This is a genomic window from Plesiocystis pacifica SIR-1 (assembly GCF_000170895.1).
Lineage (GTDB): Bacteria > Myxococcota_A > Polyangia > Nannocystales > Nannocystaceae > Plesiocystis > Plesiocystis pacifica.
The window spans coordinates 1-18,906 of sequence record NZ_ABCS01000004.1; the positions used below are offsets into that span (position 1 = coordinate 1).

Genomic DNA, 18,906 nt, shown 5'->3' on the forward strand with positions numbered 1-18,906 from the left:
AGGCGCCACCTCGGCAGTCTGTCCCGCCGCGGGACGGGGCGCCCGCAGATCCAGGCTCAGGGGCTGTGAATGGATTCACAGCCCCGGCCTACCGAGAAAGGCAGCCGCCCACGGGTTCAACGCCAGCTGAGTCCGTGGACGACGCTTTCGTGGATCATGGGTCCCGGGGTGGGCGACTGCTAGCCGTCGGGCTCTCCGGCCGCGCGGGCCCGGGCGGCCGTCGACGGGGCGAGCCGCTCCGCGCCGGCGTAGACGCACAGCCGACGCCCGCGGACGAAGGCGACGAGGGTCAGCCCCGCGCGGCTCGCCAGCTCGACGGCCAGGGACGAGGGCGCGGACACGGCCGCGATCACGGGCACGCCAGCGACCACGGCCTTTTGGGTGATCTCGAAGGACACGCGCCCCGAGACCATCAGCAGCTTGTCGCCGAGCTCGACGCCCGCGGCCATGGCCCAGCCGAGGACCTTGTCGACGGCGTTGTGGCGGCCGACGTCCTCGCGCACGACCAGGCGCTCGCCCGCGGCGGTGAACAGGCCGGCGGCGTGCAGCCCCCCGGTGCGCGCGAACACGGGCTGGTCGGTCTCGAGGGCGCCGGGCAGGCCGTAGAGCACCTCCGCGTCGACGCGCGGGCGGGCGCGAACGAGGGTCCTGGCGCAGCGCTGGCTCGGGCGCAGCGCGGCCTCGATGCTGGCCTTGCCGCACACCCCACAAGAGCTGCTCGCGTAGAGGTTGCGGCGCAGCGCGGCGAGGTCCAGGTCGACGCCCTCGGCGAGGCGCACGAGCAGCACGTTGTCCTCGGCCTCGGGGCTGTCGACGGTGGTGCAGTGGCGGAGGTCGGCGACGGCCGCCGCGTCGGGGACGATGCCCTCGCTCAGCAAGAAGCCCCGGGCGAGCTCGAGGTCGTGGCCTGGGGTGCGCATGACCACGGCCACGGAGGTCCCGGCGATGCGCAGCTCGAGGGGCTCCTCGCGGGCGAGGGCGTCGTCCTTGGCCTCGGGCTGGGCGAGGGCGCCGTCGACCCACACCTGGCGGGGGAGCACGACGTAGCGATCGTCGTCTTCGTCCGCGAGCGGGGCGGGCTGGCCGGGGTTCGCCATGTCCTCGCAGTGTACCCGCGGTCCGACCGGGGAGCGCTCGGCCCTGTTATCCTGGGGAGGCATGGCGCGGACACAGCCAGCTCGGCGCGGGCGCTTCGCGGCTTTGGTGGGCGCCCTGCTGTTCGTGGGCCTGGGCTGCGCGGGCGTGAGCCAACAGGGTCCGCGGCGCTACGCCCCCGTCGAGGAGCTGCGCCGCTGCGGCAAGCGCGAGTGCGTCGAGGGCAGCCTGGAGTTTCGCCACTGGGCCGACGCGGCCCACTACCGCGGGCGCCTGCCCTACCACGCGTCCGTGGGCGCGGCCCTCGACGGCCCGCCCAACCCAGACATCGAGCGGGTCATCGTCGTGATCCACGGGGTCGTCGGGGAGACCCCCAAGGCGCTCGCCTCACGCACCGTGCCGCCCGCCCTCGAGCAGATCTTGAACGTGCGCAGCGCCCTGGCCAAGGCCGTCGCCGAGGACGCCAGCCTCGACCCCGAGCGCATCGCAATCCTCGCCCCGACCTTCCAGATCACCGGCGACTGGCAGCCCTACACCGACGCCGATCCGCGCGCGTGGACCTGGCGGGGCGTGGGCTGGAACCGGGGCGCGGACGCGGTCGAGGGCACCAAGCGGGGCCGCGTCGTCGCCGAGCCGGTGTCGAGCTTCGCCGTCCTCGACGAGCTGCTGCGCGCCTCCTTGCTGCAGTTCCCCAACCTGCGCGAGGTCGTGCTCGTCGGGCACTCCTCGGGCGGGCAGACCGTGCACCGCTACAACCTCCTGGGCGTCGGCGTGATCGAGCACCTCGCCCACGAGGGCGTCCACGTGCGCTCGGTGGTCGCCAACCCGGGCATGTACGCCTTCCCCTCGCGGCGCCGCAAGCTGCCCGCCGATCGCCGCCCGCGAGCGGGCGAGGGCGAGGGCGAGACCGGCAGCTGGCGCTGGGCCCTGCCCCAGGGCTGCAAGGATCACGATCGCTGGGGCTTTGGGCTGACCGACCTGCCGCGGGCGGAGCCCGGCGAGGCGCTGACCCGCGCCGACGAGGCCATCGCCTACGCCCTCGACACCTACCTGCGCCCGGCCGACCGCAAGCTCGCCCGCCGCGGCCGCAACGACCCGGACGGCAAGGAGGGCCGCGAGGCCGCGCGCCAGGCCCTGCTGCGGCAGTACGCGAGCCGCGAGATCTGGCACCTCCAGGCGACCACGGACACGGTCTCGACCTTCGGCTCGGTGTGCCCGGCGACGGCCCAGGGGCGGTCTCGGCTCGAGCGCTTCCGCCACTTCGAGGAGGCCTGGCGCGGGCTCGTGGGGCTGCCCACGGACTCGCTGCACTTCGTCCCCGTCGAGGGCACCTTCAACCCCCACAACTCTCGGGCGATCTACGTGTCCGAGGCCGGGCGCCACCTGCTCTTTCACTGAGCGGGCAGGCTCAGCTCGCGTGGGCGAGGGCCGAGGCCGTCTGGCGCCCGACGATGGCCGGGGCCTGCTGCGCGAGGGCGTCGTCGGTGAGCGCGTGGACCATGAACAGGGCGAAGTCGACGCGCCGGGTCCGGTTGCTGGCGAGCAGGGGATCGCCGACGTGCTCGGCCCACACCGGCAGCCCCTGGCTCTCGCCCTCCTCGAGGTCGCTGCCGCGGACGACGGTCCAGCGGCGATCGCTGGCGAAGACGCGGTCGCAGGCCTCGACCTGGTCGTCGAGGTCGACCACGCGGAGCATCCGCGCGACGAAGCCACCGATGGCGACCAGAGCCTTGAGCCGGGTGCTGTAGACGTCCTTGCCGTCCCGGGTGATGTGCCAGCCGCACGAGAAGATCAGCCGGGCGTGGGGCTCGGCGAAGTCGAGGACGGCCTGGGCGGTGCCCGAGGCGTAGCGCTGCATGCCCCAGGGCACGAGCACGGTCAGGACGCCGTCGCAGCCCTTCACCGCGCGGGCGATGACCTCGCGATCGTCGGTGTTCCCGGGGACGACGGTCATGCGCTCGGCGAAGCGCTCGAGCTTGGCGACGCTCTGCGCCCGGCACACACCCACGACCTCATAGCCGCGGTCGAGGCAGTGCTGGACCATGTACTGGCCGAGTTTTCCAGAGGCTCCCACGATGCAGACCTTCATGGCTCTCTCCATGGACCTCACCATGGATCTGTGCGAGCGCATGGTCGATTGCCTGAATCTGTATCAGGGCCATGCGTCGTTGCATGGTGGGGTCAGGGGTAGCCGACGCAGTCGAGCTCGAGCGCCCAGCTAAAGGGCGCGGGCTCGTCGACGATGTCGAGCGCGACGCAGTCGAGGTCGTAGGCCACCTCGACGGGCTTGCGGTCGAAGCTGATGCCCGCCCACAGCAGGTCCTGGGCGGGGGCTTCGCAGCTCTCGGCCACGCTCACCGGGCCGCAGTCCGGGGCGCAGGCCCGGCGCGCGAGGGTCAGCGCGTAGGGGACCGAGCCCTCGTCGCACAGGCCGTCGCTCCAGGTCTCGACGGTGTTGGCCGAGAGGGTGAGGCCGTCGCCGACGAGGCCGAGGGTGCTGTCGAGGACGCGGGCGTCCGGGAGCCCCGGGGCGCTCACGTCGATGGCCAGGCGCGCGCCCACGCCCATGCAGTCGTCGACGATCGGCCCGCACAGCTGCGGGTCGACGACGCTGAGCTCGAGGGGCGCGTACCACTGGCCCTCGTCGATGCCCAGGGAGGCGAGCACCGCGTCGCCGGGGTCGAGGGCGTAGTCCGCCGTGTGGGCGAACAGCAGGGTCTGGTCCGCGCCGTCGCGGACCACGAAGGTCGGGTTGCAGCCCTCGCACTGGAGCACGGGCCAGTAGGCCCCCTGGACGCGCAGCGAGGCGCCGTCGACGATCGTCGCCGGGAGGGCCTCGACGCTCTCGACGTAGATCCGGACGTCGCGCTCGCCGTCGAGGCGCTCTTCGGGCTCGGGCTCGATGGCGCAGCAGTCGGGGCAGTCCACGCCCACGGGCTCGGTGGTCGCGGGGTCGAGGACCTCGCCTTGCGACGCGGTGCCGAGCTGCCCGGCCCAGCCCGCGCCCCAGCAGTGCAGGGCGTCACCGAGCAGGGCGCAGGTGTGGGCGTAGCCTCCTCCGACGGCGTTGGCGGCCCCGGGGAGGGCGACGGCCCCGGCGTCGACGGGGTCGATCTCGCCGCCGACGAAGCCCTGGTTGCCGGGGTAGCCGAGCTGGCCAGAGTCGTCGTCGCCCCAGCAGTACAGGGCGCCCGAGGCCGTGACGGCGCAGCTGTGATCGGAGCCGGCGGTGATGGCCACCGCGGGCTCGCCGAGCTTGACCGTGCCCGCCGAGGCCGGGGCCTCGTCGTCGCCGATCTCGTCCCAGTTTCCGTAGCCGAGCTGGCCCTCGCCGTTCCAGCCCCAGCACTGCACGCCGCCGTCCTCGAGCAGGGCGCACATGTGGCTCCAGCCGCCGTCGATGGCGATGGCCGGGCCGCTGAGCTCGAGCGGGGAGACCGAGGCCGGGGTCTCGTCGTCGCCGATGGGCTCGCCGAGGTCGTAGCCGAGGGCGGAGCTCGCCACGCCCCAGCAGCGCACCGCGCCGCCGTCGAGCACCGCGCAGGCGTTGCCCGAGCTGAAGCCCATGTCGATGACCACGCCGCCCACGTCCACGGCCCCGGCGCTGCTCGGGTGCTCGTTGTCGCCGAGGCGCCCCAGGCCCGGGTAGCCGTGGCGCGTGCCCCAGCACACCAGGTCCTGGCCGACCGTGCGCGCGCAGCTGGTGTAGGGCCCGACGAACACGACCTCCGCCGCGTCGCCGACGTCCACGGGCGCGACCTCGACGACCGCCTCGTTGTTGCCGACGTTGTCGCCGTTGCCGTAGCCGAGCTGGCCGTTGTGGCCGTAGCCCCAGCAGTAGACCGCGCCGTCGTCTCGCACGGCGCAGCTGTGGCTGCGACCGGAGTCGATGGCCACCGCGGGCCCGCCGATGTCGACGCGCCCGCAGGGGAATTCGTCGTCGCCCAGGTCCTCCATGTGGCCCTTGCCCAGGCGCCCGTCTTCGTTGCGCCCCCAGCAGGCGATGGAGGCGTCGTCGAGGATGACGCAGGTGTGCAGCCGGCCCACGGCCACCTCGACGACGGAGGCCGGGGGAGGGGGGTCGGGCGGAGGCTCGGGCAGGTCCGCGGGCGTGTCGGTCTCGGTGAAGTCGTCGGTCTCGACCTCGGACGCCTCCGCGCTCGAGCCGCTGGACTCCGAGCTGCTCTCGCCGACCTCGTCGCTGGCCTGGGTGTCCGACTCGGACTCGGCTTCACCGTCGCCATCGAGGGTCACGGGCCCCGGGTTGCAGGCCAGGCTGGCCATGGTGGCGAGGACGGCCGCGTGAGGACCAAGCTGCAGGCGCATCTCCCCACGATAGCCGCACTCGGGACCGAGCGCCCCTGCGCTGGCTGGTGAGCGCATGCGCGCAGGGGGGTCCCTCGGTTAAGCTCCGAGGGTGCCCCATCCGCGAGCGTGGCGACGACCCTGGCGAGCGACCGCGCTCGCCCTTGCGCTGACCTTCGGTTGCGCCGAGGTCGACGACGACACTGGCGACGACGAGCCCGGCGAAGACAGCTCGGGCAGCGACGAACAGGGCGGGGGCACCGGCCCGGGCAGCCCCCGGCCCCAGGCGGGCGAGTGGCAGCTCAGCGATCCGACCATCCTCGCCAACAGCTGCGAGGCGGACATCCCCGACGGCGTCGTCGAGGTCGCGCCCTTCATCGACGAGAGCGGCTTCGAGCTGACCATCGGCGGGGTGGTCTACGGCTGCGCGCTCATGGCCGAGGACTTCGACTGCGGCGAGATGATCATCGACTCCCTCGACATCTACGGCGACGCGAGCGTGTTCATCGTTGGCACCCGAGCGGTCTCGGGCGAGCTCGCGTCGGACCAAGACGGGGTGCTCGAGCTGCGGTTGGACCTCGACTGCAACGACGACGGCGTGACCGACGGCCCCGACTGCACCCAGCTGGGCCAGGACCAGGGCATCGAGTACCCCTGCGTCTACGAGGCGGACTACGCCTTCGGTCACCTCGGGCGCTAGCGCACGCGATCGAGGCGCGCGAGCCAAAAGCCGTCGCTGCGCTGGGCCTCGGGCGTCCAGGCCTCGCGCTTGGTCTGCTCGAAGGCGGCCCCGGCCTCGGTGGCCAGGAAGGCGTCGACGATCGCGGGCCCCTCCTCGGGCTCGAGGCTGCACACGGCGTAGACCAGGCGACCGCCCGGGCGGACCCAGGCGGCGCAGCGCTCGAGCAGGCTCGCCTGCAGCCCGGCGCGCTCGAGCACGTCGCTCGCCTGGCTGGTCCAGCGCAGCTCGGGGTGGCGGGCGAGGTTGCCCAGGCCGGTGCAGGGGGCGTCGAGGAGGACGGCGTCGAAACCAGCTTCGTCTGGGGGCGCGTCGAGCTCGGCGGGCAGCTCGGGGCCCGCGAGGTCGGCGTGGACGACCTGCAGCGCGATGCCGTCGGCGTCGAGCTCGATGCGCGCTCGGGCCGAGCGCTCGAGCTCGTCGAGGCGCTCGGCGGAGGCGTCGGAGGCCACCAGCGCGCCGCGCCGGCCCATGTGCTCGGCGATCTGGATGGTCTTGGTGCCCATGCCCGCGCAGGCGTCGAGGGTGCGCTCGCCCGGCTGGGGGTCGAGGACGCGGACGGCCTGCTGGCTGCCGAGGCTCTGGATGGCGATGAGGCCGTCCTCGAACAGCGGGCCGTGGAACAGGTCGCCGCCTCCGCGCACGCGCAGGCACTGGGGCTGGTCGCCGGCGGCCTCGGGCAGCTCGACGAAGCGGACGCTGGGGTGATCGGCGACGAGCTGCTCGCGGACGGCGTCGCGGGTGCTGCGGCTCAGGTCCACGCGCAGGTCCACGCTGGGCACCTCGGTCAGCGCCCGAGCCCGGGCCTCGAGGCCCTCGGCGCCCAGCTGCGCCGACCAGCGCTCGACCAGCCACGCCGGCAGGGACCAGCGCTGCCCAGGCCTCAGGCGCGCGTCGAGGTCTGCTTTGTCCTTGGCGACCTTGGCGAGGATCTTGGCGATCATGCCCTTGAGCCGGCCGCGCGGGTCGATGCGCTTGGCGGCCTTGCTGGCCTCGGCGCTGGCGATGGGCAGGGGCCGGTCGAGCTCGAGGACTTCGTAGGCGGCCACGCGCAAGATGGTGCGCAGCTCGCCCTTGAGCTTGTGGGGCTTGTCCGCGGCCGCGTCGAGGTGGGCGTCGAGGCGCCCGCGGTGGCGCAGCACGCCGTAGACCAGGGTCGTGATCAGCCCGCGGTCGCGGGGGTCGAGGTCCGGGAAGCGCTCGAGCTGCTCGGACAGGATCCGGTTGGAGAAGCCCTGGCGCTGCTCGATCTCTCGGAGCGTGCGGACCGCGAGACGACGGGGGTTGGGGAGCGGCGACTTGGCGCGGGGCCGGGCCATCGCGGGAGTGTACCCTCGGCCCGTGACGCGTCCACTGCCCGCGAGCTCACTGCTGTCTCCCGCGCTCTCCCTCCCGGCCCTGTTCGCGCTCAGCGGCCTCGGCTGCGCGCTGACCTGCGCCGGGTGCACCTCGACCACGCCGCCGCCCGTGACCGCGAGCCCCGTGTGCGTCGACGCAGACCCGGCCGAGGAGGCGCCCGCGGTGGCCCTCGACGCCGAGGCCCAGGCCGAAGCGGACGAGGCCGCGCGCGTCGAGTGGATCCGCGGCCACTACGACAAGCGCGAGGTCCGGATCCCCATGCGCGACGGCAAGACCCTGTTCACGGCCGTCTACACCCCCAAGGCGAGCTGGCGCGAGGCCCTCGACGCCGAGCTGGGCGAGGGCCACGAGCGCCTGCCGATCTTGCTGTTCCGCACCCCCTACCGCGTCGCGCCCTACGGCGAGGACGAGTTCCCCGCCAAGCTCGGCCCCCACGAGCAGATGCTCCGCGACGGCTACATCTTCGCCTACCAGGACGTGCGCGGGCGCTTCATGTCCGAGGGCGAGTTCGTCAACATGACCCCCCACGTCGACGACAAAAAGAGCGACGCGGACATCGACGAGAGCAGCGACACCTTCGACACCGTCGAGTGGCTGCTCGCCAACGTCGAGGGCCACAACGGCCGGGTCGGCCAGTGGGGCATCAGCTACCCCGGCTTCTACTCGGCCGCGGGCATGGTCGAGGCCCACCCCGCCCTCGTCGCCGTCTCGCCCCAGGCCCCCATCGCCGACTGGTGGTACGACGACTTCCACCACAACGGGGCCTTCTTCCTCCCGCACCTGTTCAACTTCATCGCCAGCTTTGGCGTGGTGCGCGAGGAGCTGACCACCGAGTGGCCGCCCCGCTTCCAGCACGGCACCCCCGACGGCTACCAGTTCTTCCTCGATCTGGGCCCGGTCGCCAACGCCAACGCGCGCCACTTCCACGGCTCGATCCCCTTTTGGAACGAGGTCGTCGCCCACCCCAACTACGACGACTTTTGGCAGGCCCGGAACCTCATCCCGCACCTGCGCGAGGTGGCGCCGGCCGTGCTGACCGTGGGCGGGTGGTACGACGCCGAGGACCTCTACGGGCCGCTGGCGATCCACGCGGCGATCGAGCGCCAGGACCCGGACAGCCGCAACACCCTGGTCATGGGCCCGTGGCGCCACGGCGGCTGGGCGCGGGGCGACGGCGACCACCTCGGCGACGCCCACTTCGGCTCCCCGACCTCGCTGCACTACCGCCCCTTCGTCGAGCGGCGCTTCTTCGCCGTCGAGCTCGAGCACCCCAGCGCCCGGGACTACGCCGAGTGCGGGGCCTTGCCGACGGCCTACGTGTTCGAGACCGGGGCGATGCGTTGGCGGCAGTTCGACACCTGGCCGCCGAAGGACGCGAGCGCGGGCGCCCTCTACCTCGGGGCCGGGACCGGCGACCGGCTCACGCCCCACGGCAGCCTCGTCGCCAAAGCGCCCACCGAGCGCAAGGCCTTCGAGTCGTTCACCTCGGACCCGGCCTACCCCGTGCCCTTCACCACCGACGTCGACAAGGGCATGACCCGGGAGTACATGACCGACGATCAGCGCTTCGCCAGCCGCCGGCCCGACGTGCTCACCTACGTCAGCGATCCCCTCGACGCGCCCTTGACCCTCGCGGGCCCCGTCGACGCCCAGCTGTGGGTCTCGACCAGCCAGCGCGACGCGGACTGGGTCGTCAAGCTCATCGACGTCTACCCCGGCGACGCCGAGGACCACGAGCACCTCGCCCGCGGCCAGCACATGGGCGGCGCGCAGATGATGGTCCGCAGCGAGGTCCTGCGCGGCCGCTTCCGCGACGACCCCAGCCAGCCCAAGCCCTTCGTGCCCAACAAAGCCACGGAGCTGACCGTGCACCTCCAGGACGTGCTGCACACCTTCGCACCCGGGCACCGGGTGATGATCCAGATCCAGAGCACCTGGTTCCCGCTCATGGACCGCAACCCGCAGAGCTGGGTCGAGAACATCTACGAGGCCGAGGCGGAGGACTTCGTCACGGCCGAGCACCGGGTCTACCGGGACGCGAAGCATCCCTCGGTGATCCGCTTCTCGACCCTGCCCACGCCGGCTCTGGATGTGGAGCTGGGCGAAGGGATCGGGGCGCTGCGCTGCGGGCCGGGCTAGGGGAATGGGCCTTCGGCGGTGAAGTGGAGTTCCTCTATTTGACCGCGAAAAGAGCTTCGCGCCTTGGAAATACTCGGTTTTTGGAGATGGCGAGCCCGCTGGGCTTCCCCTATCGGCTTGAGTAGGCTTCCGCTATTCCCCGGGTTCGGCGGCATCGAGGCGCTCGAGCCAGCCTTGGGAGAGCTGAAACTTGTGCACGCGCGCGGCCTCGGGGTTGAGCGGCACGATGACACCATCTGCTTGCCATCGACTCAGCCATGCGCGGGCAGTCTTTCGGGACACCCCAAAGCGGGCGCTCACTCCCGCTGAGCCAAAGGGCTCGGCGAGGGACTCGAGATCGACGAGGAAGCGTCGAAGGTTGTCCGGGAGATCGGAGAGCGGGTCGTCGAGAAGCTCTGGGTGTCGCGCCCGAAAGTGACCTTCGATGGACTCGCGCATGTGCCGGGCGGCTTCGCCGAGGCGGCTGCAGAAGTAGTCGAGCCACTGGCTGAGGTCAGGATCGGAGCGGCTGCCTCGCTCATTTGAATCGTAGTAGCTGAAGTGAAGCCCCATCTGGAGGGAGTCGTAGTAGCCGGCGAGATCGCGGACGTAGAACTCTTCGACGTTTAGGAGGCCCTTGGAGTCGTAGTGGCGCCGCAAGGCCCAAGTAGCGAGCGCTCGGCAGGTGCGTCCGTTGCCATCCATGAAAGGGTGAATCGTGACGAACTGGTACGCGAGGATCGCAGCGAACAAGTAGTCGGGGAGCTCATCGATCGCGTCTGCAGCCCACTGCGAGAGCTCGGACATCAGCTTGGGGACGTCTTCCCACGCAGGCGGGACGTAGGTGAAGTTGCCGACCTGGACCGTGGCTTGGCGGTACTCGGAGCGCTCCCGAGGCCGGCCTGCGCGGTTGCCCTTCATGATGCAGGCGTGCAGCCGTCGCATCCAATCTTCGTTGGGTGCGACGTGGAGGTTCGCGTCGATGAGGTCGAGGGCGTCGAAGTAGTTGCGGACCTCGATCTCGGGCTGGCTCCGCTCGCGGTCGTTGTCCGTGCGGTCGTGGATGGCCGCAGCGGCGGTCTCGAGGGCGAGGGTGCGGTTCTCGATCCAGGTGCTGTTGTGGGCTACGCGGATCGACGCTTCCCGACGCAGGGCGCGGACCTGGGCGAAAGGGAGGGGGAGGAGCTCGACGACGGCCCGGGCTGCGCTCAATTCCTCGGCCGCTCGGAGGACGGTCTCGGAGATTTGGTAGCGAGGGCTGTAGGCCATGAGCCAGTCGAGCTTCGGAGCTTAAACGAAAAGAGGCCCGCCGTGTGGCGGGCCCCTTTGGGTGCCTGAGCGAAGCTCAGACGGCCGGGCTCACATGCCCATGCCGCCCATGCCGCCCATGCCGCCGCCGGCCGGAGCCGCGGGCTCCTCCTTGGGAAGCTCGGCGATCATGGCCTCGGTGGTCAGCATCATGCCGGACACGGAGGCGGCGTTTTGGATGGCGGTGCGCACGACCTTGGTCGGGTCGATGACGCCCTGCTCGACGAGGTTGCCGTACTCCTGGCTGCGGGCGTTGAAGCCGAAGCCGCCCTCGCCCTCGAGGACCTTGTTGACGACCACGCTGGGCTCGCCGCCGGCGTTGGCGACGATCTGACGCAGGGGCTCCTCGACCGCGCGGCGGACGATGGACACGCCGACCTGCTGCTCGTCGCTGGGCGCCTCGAGGCTGTCGAGGCCGGTGGCCGAGCGAAGCAGAGCCACACCGCCACCGGGGACGATGCCCTCCTCGACGGCGGCACGGGTGGCGTGCAGGGCGTCCTCGACGCGGGCCTTCTTCTCCTTCATCTCGACCTCGGTGGCCGCGCCGACCTTGATCACCGCGACGCCGCCGACGAGCTTGGCGAGGCGCTCTTGGAGCTTCTCGCGGTCGTAGTCCGAGGAGGTCTCCTCGATCTGACGACGGATCTGCTTGACGCGGGCGCCGATGGCGTCCTTTTGGCCGCCGCCGTCAACGATGGTCGAGGCGTCCTTGTCGATGGTGATGCGGCCGGCGGTGCCCAGGTCGCTGAGCTGGATGTTGTCCAGCTTCTCGCCCAGGTCCTCCGTCAGGGCCTTGCCGCCCGTGAGCACGGCGAGGTCCTTGAGCATCTCCTTGCGGCGGTCGCCGAAGCCGGGGGCCTTGACGGCGGCCACGTCGAGGGTGCCGCGGAGCTTGTTGACCACGAGGGTGGCCAGCGCCTCACCGTCGACGTCCTCGGCGATGATCACCAGGGGCTTGCGCTGCTTGGCGACCTGCTCGAGCACGGGCAGGAGGTCCTTCATCGACGAGATCTTCTTCTCGTGGAGGAGCAGGTAGGCGTCCTCGAAGTGGACCTCCATGCGCTCTTGATCGGTGACGAAGTAGGGGCTGAGGTAGCCGCGGTCGAACTGCATGCCCTCGACCACGTCGAGCTCGGTGGTGTTGGCCTTGTTCTCCTCGACGGTGATCACGCCCTCTTGGCCGACCTTGCCCATCGCCTTGGCGATCAGGCTGCCGACCTCGGTGTCGCCGTTGGCGGAGATGGTGCCGACCTGCGCGACCTCTTCCTCACCCTTGGTCTCGGTGCTGAGGCTCTGGACGTGGGCGACGACCTTCTCGACGGCCAGGTCGATGCCACGCTTGAGCTCCATGGGATCGTGGCCAGCGGTGACCATCTTGAGGCCCTCGCGGTAGATGGCCTGGGCGAGCACGGTGGCGGTGGTGGTGCCGTCGCCGGCGACGTCGGAGGTCTTCGAGGCGACCTCCTTGACCATCTGGGCGCCCATGTTCTCGAACTTGTCCTCGAGCTCGATCTCCTTGGCGACGGTCACGCCGTCCTTGGTGACCGTGGGGGAGCCCCAGGACTTCTCGATGACGACGTTGCGGCCGCGCGGGCCGAGGGTGACCTTGACCGCGTTGGCCAGGGTGTTGACGCCAGCGAGAATCGCGGCGCGGGCGTTGGAATCGAAGCGAACTTCCTTGGCTGCCATGATGACTTTCCTTGGATCTCTTGGGTTGTGGGCTGCGAGGGCTCAGGCCTCGACGACGGCGAGGATGTCTTCCTCGCGCATGATCAGAAGGTCGTCTCCGTCGACCTTGATCTCGGTGCCGGCGTACTTGCCGAACAGGATCTCGTCGTCCTTTTTGACGTCGAGGGGCTTGCGGTTGCCGCTGTCATCGGCGCGGCCGCTGCCGACGGCGATGACCTTGCCGCGGGTGGGCTTCTCCTTGGCGGAGTTGGGGATGAAAATCCCACCGGCGGTCTTCTCCTCCTCCTGGAGGCGCTTCACGAGGACGCGATCGTTGAGTGGACGGACGTTCATGGATGGCTTTCCCTGTCGATCGTTTGGGTTCGGCTGTGGCGGGGTGCCGTCTTTGCGGTCTGCTTCCCCGCGGAGTCTCGGTGTGCCCCGATGCCTGCGTAAATTTTTGAAATCACGCAGCTTTTCGAAGGCGGTTGGGGCTTTGGCAGTCAAACGAGTCGACTGCCAGCGGCGCGAGGGTAAAGCGCCAAAACAGGGGATCAAGACCGTCAACCCCAAAAGTTTGCTGTGGGTGGGGGTGAGCCAGCTCGCGCGTTCGGCTTGTGTGACCCGCGAAGACTGCTAGCGTGAGAATTGCGGCACGACTTCACTCACGAGAAAGCAGGAGCCCATGACCCAGTCCTCCGCTTCGGCACCGAACCTGGTCTTTGATGGCACCCTCGAGTCCTTCTTTTACGAGGAGCTCGAGGGCGCGAGCGAGCGCGAAGGGATGGCCCTGGATCGAGATCTGGGGGCCTATCTGGTCCACATGCTCGCCAGCCACGCTCGCCGCCCGCAGATCGCGGGGCGGACCAGCCCGGCCCTGGCGACCCAGTTTCTGGCCGCGCGCGAATCAGGCGCGGCGGCGCTGCGCGAGGTGGGCGATCGAGCGCTCTACATCGCTGGGGTCGTGCCGGACTCCCTGGAGCGCAGCCCGGTCAATGTCGGCTACGTCGCGGGCATTGGCTCGGCCGCGTACCGCGAGATCCATGCGAGGCGTGCGCGCCTCGAGGTGTTCCGCCGGCTGGCCGACCGCTTCGAGGAGATCGTCGAGCTGCTCGGGCGGATGCTGCGCGGTGGGTCGGGAGAGCGCGATCTGCTCGGGCTCTATGAGCGCTGGCGCCGACGGGGCGATCCGCGGGACGCCCGTCGCCTGGTCGAGGCCGGGATCCACATCGACGCCCACGGCTCCGACCTGATCCAGTAGCAGGCCCAGTAAAGTCGTAGCGAGCGCGCATGGAGCAGGCCGACACCGACCGAGCAAAATCTGGAGCAGACGCGGGAATAGTCGCGAGGCTTCACAGTTGGGCCGCCGCGATGCACTCCCGCCGGCGAAAGCTCAGTCCCCATGGCCTGTTCTTCCTCGCGTTTTGCAGCCTCGGCGCCCCGGCCCTCGTGGTCGGCAGCGGCTGCACCAACGAGGCCCGCGCGAGCAAACCCGCGGCCCCCGAAGACGGGGCCGACGCGGAGCTCGGGGCGGGCCTCGACTACGATCCGACGCTGAGCCTCGCGCCCATGCTGTCGAAGGTCAAGCCGGCCGTCGTCAGCATCCAGGCCATGAGCTCGGGCGGGCGCAGCTTCAACCCCTTCGGCGGCGGCGCGCCCTCGGGGGGCATCGGCAGCGGCTTCATCGTCTCGGCCGACGGTCACGTGGTGACGAACCACCACGTGGTCGACGGCCGCGATCAATTGGAGGTCCACCTCGAGGACGGCCGCCGCTTCCGCGGCCAGCTCGTCGGCAGCGACCCGCAGACCGACATCGCCGTCATCCAGCTCGAGGGCGCCAAGGACCTACCCTACGTCCGCTTCGGCTCCAGCGAGGAGCTCGAGGTCGGCGACTGGGTGATCGCCGTGGGCAGCCCCATGGGCCTGCGCCAGACGGTGACCCGCGGCATCCTCTCGGCCAAGGGCCGCGGCAGCCTCGGGCTCTACCGCGACGGCTACGCGGACTTCCTGCAGACCGACGCGGCGATCAACCCGGGCAACAGCGGCGGCCCGCTGTTCAACCTGCGCGGCGAGGTCGTGGGCATCAACACCGCGGTCGGCGGCCACGACGGCCTGGGCTTCGCGGTGCCCGTGGACCAGGCCAAGGTGGTCGTGCCCAAGCTGCTGCGTGACGGGAAGGTCGTGCGCGGGTGGCTGGGCGTGACCGGCATCGACGCGCCGCCGGACTACGGCGAGATGCCCGTGCTCGGGGCGGTGGTCGGCGAGGTCCGGGGCGACACGCCCGCGGCCAAGGCCGGCATCCAGGCGGGCGATCGGGTCATCGCCGTCGACGGCCGCAAGGTCGAGGACTTCGACGACCTGCGCGGCCGCATCGGCGACTACGGCCCGGGCGAGCAGGTCGAGGTCGAGCTGCTGCGCGGCCGGGAGGCCAAGGTCGTGACGGTGACCCTGGGCGAGCGCCCCGGGCCCGACGCGCTCGCGCGGATCAACGGGCGGGGTGCGCCCCGGATGACGCCGACGCCAGCGCCCGAGGGCAAGGGCGGCAGCATCGACCCCAAGACGCCCTTCGTTCCGCCGTCGGGGGGCGGCAAGGACCTCTACCAGGGCCAGCCCGCGCGGCTGAGCGTCGAGGTCCACGCCGACGACGAGGGCCTCGTGGTCGACGACGTCGTCTCGGGTGGCTTGGGTGAGCGCCTGGGCCTGCGGGTGGGCGATCGCATCGTCGAGATCAACGGCGAGCGCGTGCGCAGCGTGGAGGGGGTCCTCACCGCCCTCGAGCGCGACCGCGGCGCGGTCAAGGTCACCGCGCGCCGCGGGGACGGCCAGTTCACCGCGATCATCAGCGGCGGCTGATGGCCCTGCTCCGAGATTGAGGTAGGTTGTCGAGGTGGCTGCGAGCCTCGTCCTCGTCCTCGAGATCGTCAGCGCCTCGGTCGCGGGCTACTACGGCGCGAACCTGCTGTTCGTGCTCGGCGGTCGAGCCATCGGCTGGCGCGCGGCCAAGCTCCGGCCCCTCGACCCGGAGCACGCCGAGCTCTTCGACGCGCCGGCCTCGGTCCTCGAGCGCGTGCGCGGGACGGTGTACGAGACCTGGTGCCAGACCCGGGTGGTGCACGCCGACATGCGCCGGCGGGTGCTCGGCAGCCCCCGGGTCGCGCCGCTGAGCTCCGGGACCCCGGTGCTCTTGCTGCCGGGTTACCTCGAGTCGACGGGGGCGATGGCCAGCCTCGGCCGTTGGCTCCGGCGCGAGGGCTTCCGCGTGGCGCTCGACGAGTTCCCGAGCACCTTCCGGCCCATCGCCGACAACGCCGCCTACGTGCGCGAGCGGGTCCAGGCCCTGCGCGCCGAGACCGGGGCCGAGCGCGTGGCGATCGTCGCCCACAGCATGGGCGGCGTGGTCGCGCGCTCGATGATCCACAGCCACCCGGAGGACCACGGCGTCGCGGTGCTGGTGTGCCTCGGCTCGCCGCATCGGGGGGTGACCTTCCGCGTCGGCGCGCCGGGCCGCAGCGCGCGGGACATGGTCGCCACGAGCCCGCTGATGCGCGAGCTCGCCGAGCGGCCGCCCTCGGGCGTCCCGGTCCACACCGTCGTGGGCATGGGCGAGCAGATCGTCTCGCCGCCCTGGGCCACGGTCACCGGCGAGGGCGAGGTGCGGGTGCTCGCGGGCTCCCTCGGCCACTTCGGCCCGCTCTTCGACGGGGACAGCCGGCGACAGATCCGGCAGTGGCTGCTCGACGCTGGAGTCGAGGTCGGGGTCGACTCGAAGGCCACGGCTATGGTCGAAGCGACCTCCTGAGTGTGGACTCGCCCCACGGCGTCGCGCGGCTCTGATAGACCAGAGCCATGACCGCGGACAGGCTATCGATCGCTCAGGCTCAGCGCGCGTGGTGGCTCGCGCAGGGCTTCGCGCCCTCGACCGAGCGCGCGCCGGACGAGGTCCTCGCCGCCCATACCTGGGCCCGAGCCCTCGGCGGCGCGGACCCTTACTTCGCCCTGTTCGCGCGGGGCGTCCCCGTGGACTTCGGCGTGGTCGAGGAGGCCCTGCGCTCCGGGGCGATTCGCATCTCCCCGGCGGTGCGCGGCTGCATGTACCTCGTCCCCAAGGCCCACGCCGACGCCTGCCTGGCCGTGGCCCAGCGGCTCACCGCCAAGCGCAACGCCCGGGACCTCGACAAGGCCGGCGGCACGGCCAGGCAGCTGACCAAGACCACCAAGGCCGTGCTCGCGGCCCTCGACCGAGACGGCCCGGCGACGACGACCGAGCTGCGCAAGCACGCCAAGGTCGCCAAGGCCATCACGTCGTTTGGGGCCAAGGGCAAGAAGGTCGGGTTGAGCTCGAGCTTGCCGCCAGCGCTGCGTACCCTCGAGTTCGAGGGGGCCATCGAGCGGCGACCCGTGGGCGCGCGTTTGGACACGGAGAGCTTCGAATGGTCCGTGCGCAGGCGCGGGCTGGAGCCGGGCCGCGACGATCTGCACGAGCTGCTCCAGTGGCTCGCGCAGCTGTTCTTCGGCTGGTACGGGCCCGCGAGCCTCGAGCACTTCGTGACCTGGTCCGGCGCGACCAAGACCGCCGCGCGCGAGGCCATCGCCGCCCTCGAGGACACGCTGGTGGAGGTGGAGGTGGAGGTCGTGGGCCGCGACGAGCCCGTGGCCATGCTGGCCAGCCCGGCGAGCCTCGAGCTCGCCCACTCCCGGGCCAAAGCGAAGGGCGAGGCGCTCGTGGGCTTGCAGGACCCCTTCCTGGTCGTGCGCGGCGGGCCGGCCTGCGTGTGCCCGCCCGCGCAGCTCGACCTCGAGATTCCGCGCTGGGGTCGGTCGGGGGGCGGGCCGATCCGCTCGACTCAGTACCCGCACCTGCGCAGCGTGCTCGTGGACGGCCAGCTCGCGGGCTTTTGGGAGGTCGACGCGGCCCTGGAGGCGCAGCACCTCACCTGGCTCACCCGCCCCAGCAAGGCCGCGGCCAAGCGCGTCGAGAGGCAGCTCCGGGCGGTGCGCGGCTTCATGGCCGAGTCCCTCGGCCACGCCAAGATCTACGCCATCGACAGCGCCAAGAAGATCGACGCCCGCTTCGAGCTCGTCCGCGAGCTGGAGGTCTAGCCCGCGGGGCTAGCCGCCGAGCAGCCCGCCGAGGAAGCCCTCGTCCTTGCCCTCGCACTTGCACAGGGCCGAGGTCGCGCCCTTGGGCTTGGCCTCGAGCATGTCGTCCTTGCAGCGCGCGGTCGCGTCGGTCTCGCTGTCCATCTGCGGGTAGGTGAAGGTCTCGCTCCACACCTCCGTGGCGCCCTTTTGCCACTTCGCGTGGCACTCGAAGTCCCACTTGCGGTCGCAGGCGAGCGCACCCAAAGTCACCCCCAAGGGCAGCGCGAGGGCTAGGAGGCGATGGCGACCTGGAGAGTTCAACATATGGGCAGTGGCGAGTTTAGCTCGCAGCCAAGCGGAGTGAGCTAGGCCCCACGGGCAGCCTCGGCGGCCCGCGCCTTGTCGAGGGAGTTCTTGGCGTGCTTGAGGATCCGGTCGTGGAGGTGGGAGCGGTCACAATCTGCGAGGGCCGCCTTCAAGTCCTCGGGGCCGTAGGCCCCGACCTTGACTCCGAACCAGGACAGCGCAGTCAGCATGCCGCGAGTCATTCGCGAGTCGGTCAGCAGGCACAGCGTATGGCCGAACCGATCCGAGAGGTTGGTCATGTCCTTGCGCTGATTGGCACTGACGGTCGCGCCAAAGGTAAACACGACAAACGCGCTCAAGCCCTTCAGCGTGTCCGTGAACTTGGTCAACTCTGCCCAGTCAGCGTCGTCTGGCTGGGGGGTATAGTGAACCACGAACAAGACGTCTTCGATGGTGTCGAAGGCAATCGACTTGTACTCTTGCACGCATCGAGCCTATCATGACTCGATCTCTGGAGGCAACGAGTAGGAGGGGTCAGTGATGACGTTGCGCTGTTCGCGCGGGGCGGTTGGAGAGTGCTCTGGGCTGGGGCGGGGGACATCCCAAGTTCGGTGTTCAGAGCATAAGGCGGCGTTCTCCTGCTCTTTATGGCGTCCTGATCATCGGAGACTTCTCTCAGAAGGTCTACGAGCCGTCCATTGATCAAATCGAGTTCGCACTGAACGGGAGGCTAGGCCTCATCGCTTTGTCCGTGTTGTCATGGGCGGGCGGTCTCACGTGAGTGCTCGTGTATGGTGATACTCCAGTGTGGCTTCCGCCCGCTTTGGGGCAGTCCTGCCCGGGGTGATTGTCATGGGCTTTCTCGCTGAGATATGTCAATTTCTCCAGCTCGGAGAGGGACGAGCAGCGGGCCATGGGGATGCCCC

The 18,906-nt window shown here is 70.8% G+C and carries 16 protein-coding genes; 7 read left to right on the forward strand and 9 right to left on the reverse strand.

Translation table 11 applies throughout. From position 1 onward, the window contains the following. Positions 1-179: 179 nt before the first annotated feature. Positions 180-1,097 (reverse strand): formate dehydrogenase accessory sulfurtransferase FdhD, encoded by a 918-nt coding sequence (fdhD, locus tag PPSIR1_RS02965; RefSeq protein WP_006969496.1) that lies wholly within the window; start codon positions 1,095-1,097, stop codon positions 180-182. Between the two features lie 61 nt (positions 1,098-1,158). Here fdhD and PPSIR1_RS02970 point away from each other — a divergent pair, with 61 nt between their 5' ends. Then, complete coding sequence (locus PPSIR1_RS02970) at positions 1,159-2,493, forward strand: hypothetical protein (protein ID WP_157595147.1); 1,335 nt, start codon at positions 1,159-1,161, stop codon at positions 2,491-2,493. A gap of 10 nt (positions 2,494-2,503) precedes the next feature. On the opposite strand, the gene PPSIR1_RS02975 is transcribed toward PPSIR1_RS02970, so the two are convergent. Both PPSIR1_RS02975 and PPSIR1_RS41670 read right to left on the reverse strand, forming a co-directional pair. Continuing rightward, positions 2,504-3,184: an NAD(P)-dependent oxidoreductase gene (locus PPSIR1_RS02975; RefSeq protein WP_006969498.1), complete on the reverse strand. Its 681-nt coding sequence runs from the start codon at positions 3,182-3,184 to the stop codon at positions 2,504-2,506. A gap of 92 nt (positions 3,185-3,276) precedes the next feature. Beyond that, positions 3,277-5,421 (reverse strand): RCC1 domain-containing protein, encoded by a 2,145-nt coding sequence (locus PPSIR1_RS41670; protein WP_006969499.1) that lies wholly within the window; start codon positions 5,419-5,421, stop codon positions 3,277-3,279. 91 nt (positions 5,422-5,512) lie between these two features. On the opposite strand from PPSIR1_RS41670, the gene PPSIR1_RS02985 reads away from it, so the two are divergent. Then, positions 5,513-6,100, forward strand: coding sequence for a hypothetical protein (locus PPSIR1_RS02985; RefSeq protein ID WP_006969500.1), 588 nt, complete (start codon positions 5,513-5,515; stop codon positions 6,098-6,100). On the opposite strand, the gene PPSIR1_RS02990 is transcribed toward PPSIR1_RS02985, so the two are convergent. Beyond that, positions 6,097-7,458, reverse strand: coding sequence for an RsmB/NOP family class I SAM-dependent RNA methyltransferase (locus tag PPSIR1_RS02990; RefSeq protein ID WP_006969501.1), 1,362 nt, complete (start codon positions 7,456-7,458; stop codon positions 6,097-6,099). The two genes, PPSIR1_RS02985 and PPSIR1_RS02990, sit on opposite strands and share 4 nt — an antisense overlap. 22 nt (positions 7,459-7,480) lie before the next feature. Between PPSIR1_RS02990 and PPSIR1_RS02995 the strand changes: the two genes are divergently transcribed. Next, positions 7,481-9,637 carry a CocE/NonD family hydrolase gene (locus PPSIR1_RS02995; protein WP_157595148.1) on the forward strand — a complete coding sequence of 719 codons (2,157 nt, stop codon included), beginning with the start codon at positions 7,481-7,483 and terminating at the stop codon, positions 9,635-9,637. Positions 9,638-9,769: 132 nt separating this feature from the next. Here PPSIR1_RS02995 and PPSIR1_RS03000 read toward each other — a convergent pair whose 3' ends face one another. From PPSIR1_RS03000 to groES, 3 genes are all read right to left on the reverse strand, one after another. Next, a complete protein-coding gene (locus PPSIR1_RS03000; protein WP_006969503.1) occupies positions 9,770-10,885 on the reverse strand; it encodes a Fic family protein in 1,116 nt (371 codons plus the stop codon). A 90-nt stretch (positions 10,886-10,975) separates the two neighbouring features. Further along, the gene (groL, locus tag PPSIR1_RS03005) at positions 10,976-12,613 is read right to left on the reverse strand and encodes a chaperonin GroEL (protein ID WP_006969504.1); all 1,638 of its coding nucleotides are present in this window, start codon (positions 12,611-12,613) and stop codon (positions 10,976-10,978) included. Between the two features lie 42 nt (positions 12,614-12,655). Further along, entirely contained in the window at positions 12,656-12,946 is a 291-nt protein-coding gene (groES, locus tag PPSIR1_RS03010; RefSeq protein ID WP_006969505.1) for a co-chaperone GroES, read from the reverse strand. Positions 12,947-13,277: 331 nt separating this feature from the next. Here groES and PPSIR1_RS41675 point away from each other — a divergent pair, with 331 nt between their 5' ends. The 4 genes from PPSIR1_RS41675 to PPSIR1_RS03030 all read left to right on the forward strand — a co-directional run bounded on the left by PPSIR1_RS41675 (position 13,278) and on the right by PPSIR1_RS03030 (position 17,692). Continuing rightward, positions 13,278-13,853 carry a hypothetical protein gene (locus PPSIR1_RS41675; RefSeq protein WP_006969506.1) on the forward strand — a complete coding sequence of 192 codons (576 nt, stop codon included), beginning with the start codon at positions 13,278-13,280 and terminating at the stop codon, positions 13,851-13,853. Positions 13,854-13,963: 110 nt separating this feature from the next. Beyond that, the gene (locus tag PPSIR1_RS03020) at positions 13,964-15,445 is read left to right on the forward strand and encodes a trypsin-like peptidase domain-containing protein (protein WP_006969507.1); all 1,482 of its coding nucleotides are present in this window, start codon (positions 13,964-13,966) and stop codon (positions 15,443-15,445) included. Between the two features lie 34 nt (positions 15,446-15,479). Next, on the forward strand, positions 15,480-16,391 hold the full coding sequence (locus PPSIR1_RS03025) for an esterase/lipase family protein (protein ID WP_006969508.1): 912 nt from the start codon (positions 15,480-15,482) through the stop codon (positions 16,389-16,391). 47 nt (positions 16,392-16,438) lie between these two features. After that, complete coding sequence (locus PPSIR1_RS03030; protein WP_006969509.1) at positions 16,439-17,692, forward strand: DNA glycosylase AlkZ-like family protein; 1,254 nt, start codon at positions 16,439-16,441, stop codon at positions 17,690-17,692. A gap of 9 nt (positions 17,693-17,701) precedes the next feature. Here PPSIR1_RS03030 and PPSIR1_RS03035 read toward each other — a convergent pair whose 3' ends face one another. Then, positions 17,702-17,944: a hypothetical protein gene (locus tag PPSIR1_RS03035; protein WP_157595149.1), complete on the reverse strand. Its 243-nt coding sequence runs from the start codon at positions 17,942-17,944 to the stop codon at positions 17,702-17,704. Between the two features lie 95 nt (positions 17,945-18,039). After that, positions 18,040-18,465 carry a hypothetical protein gene (locus PPSIR1_RS03040; RefSeq protein WP_006969511.1) on the reverse strand — a complete coding sequence of 142 codons (426 nt, stop codon included), beginning with the start codon at positions 18,463-18,465 and terminating at the stop codon, positions 18,040-18,042. Positions 18,466-18,906: the final 441 nt, after the last annotated feature.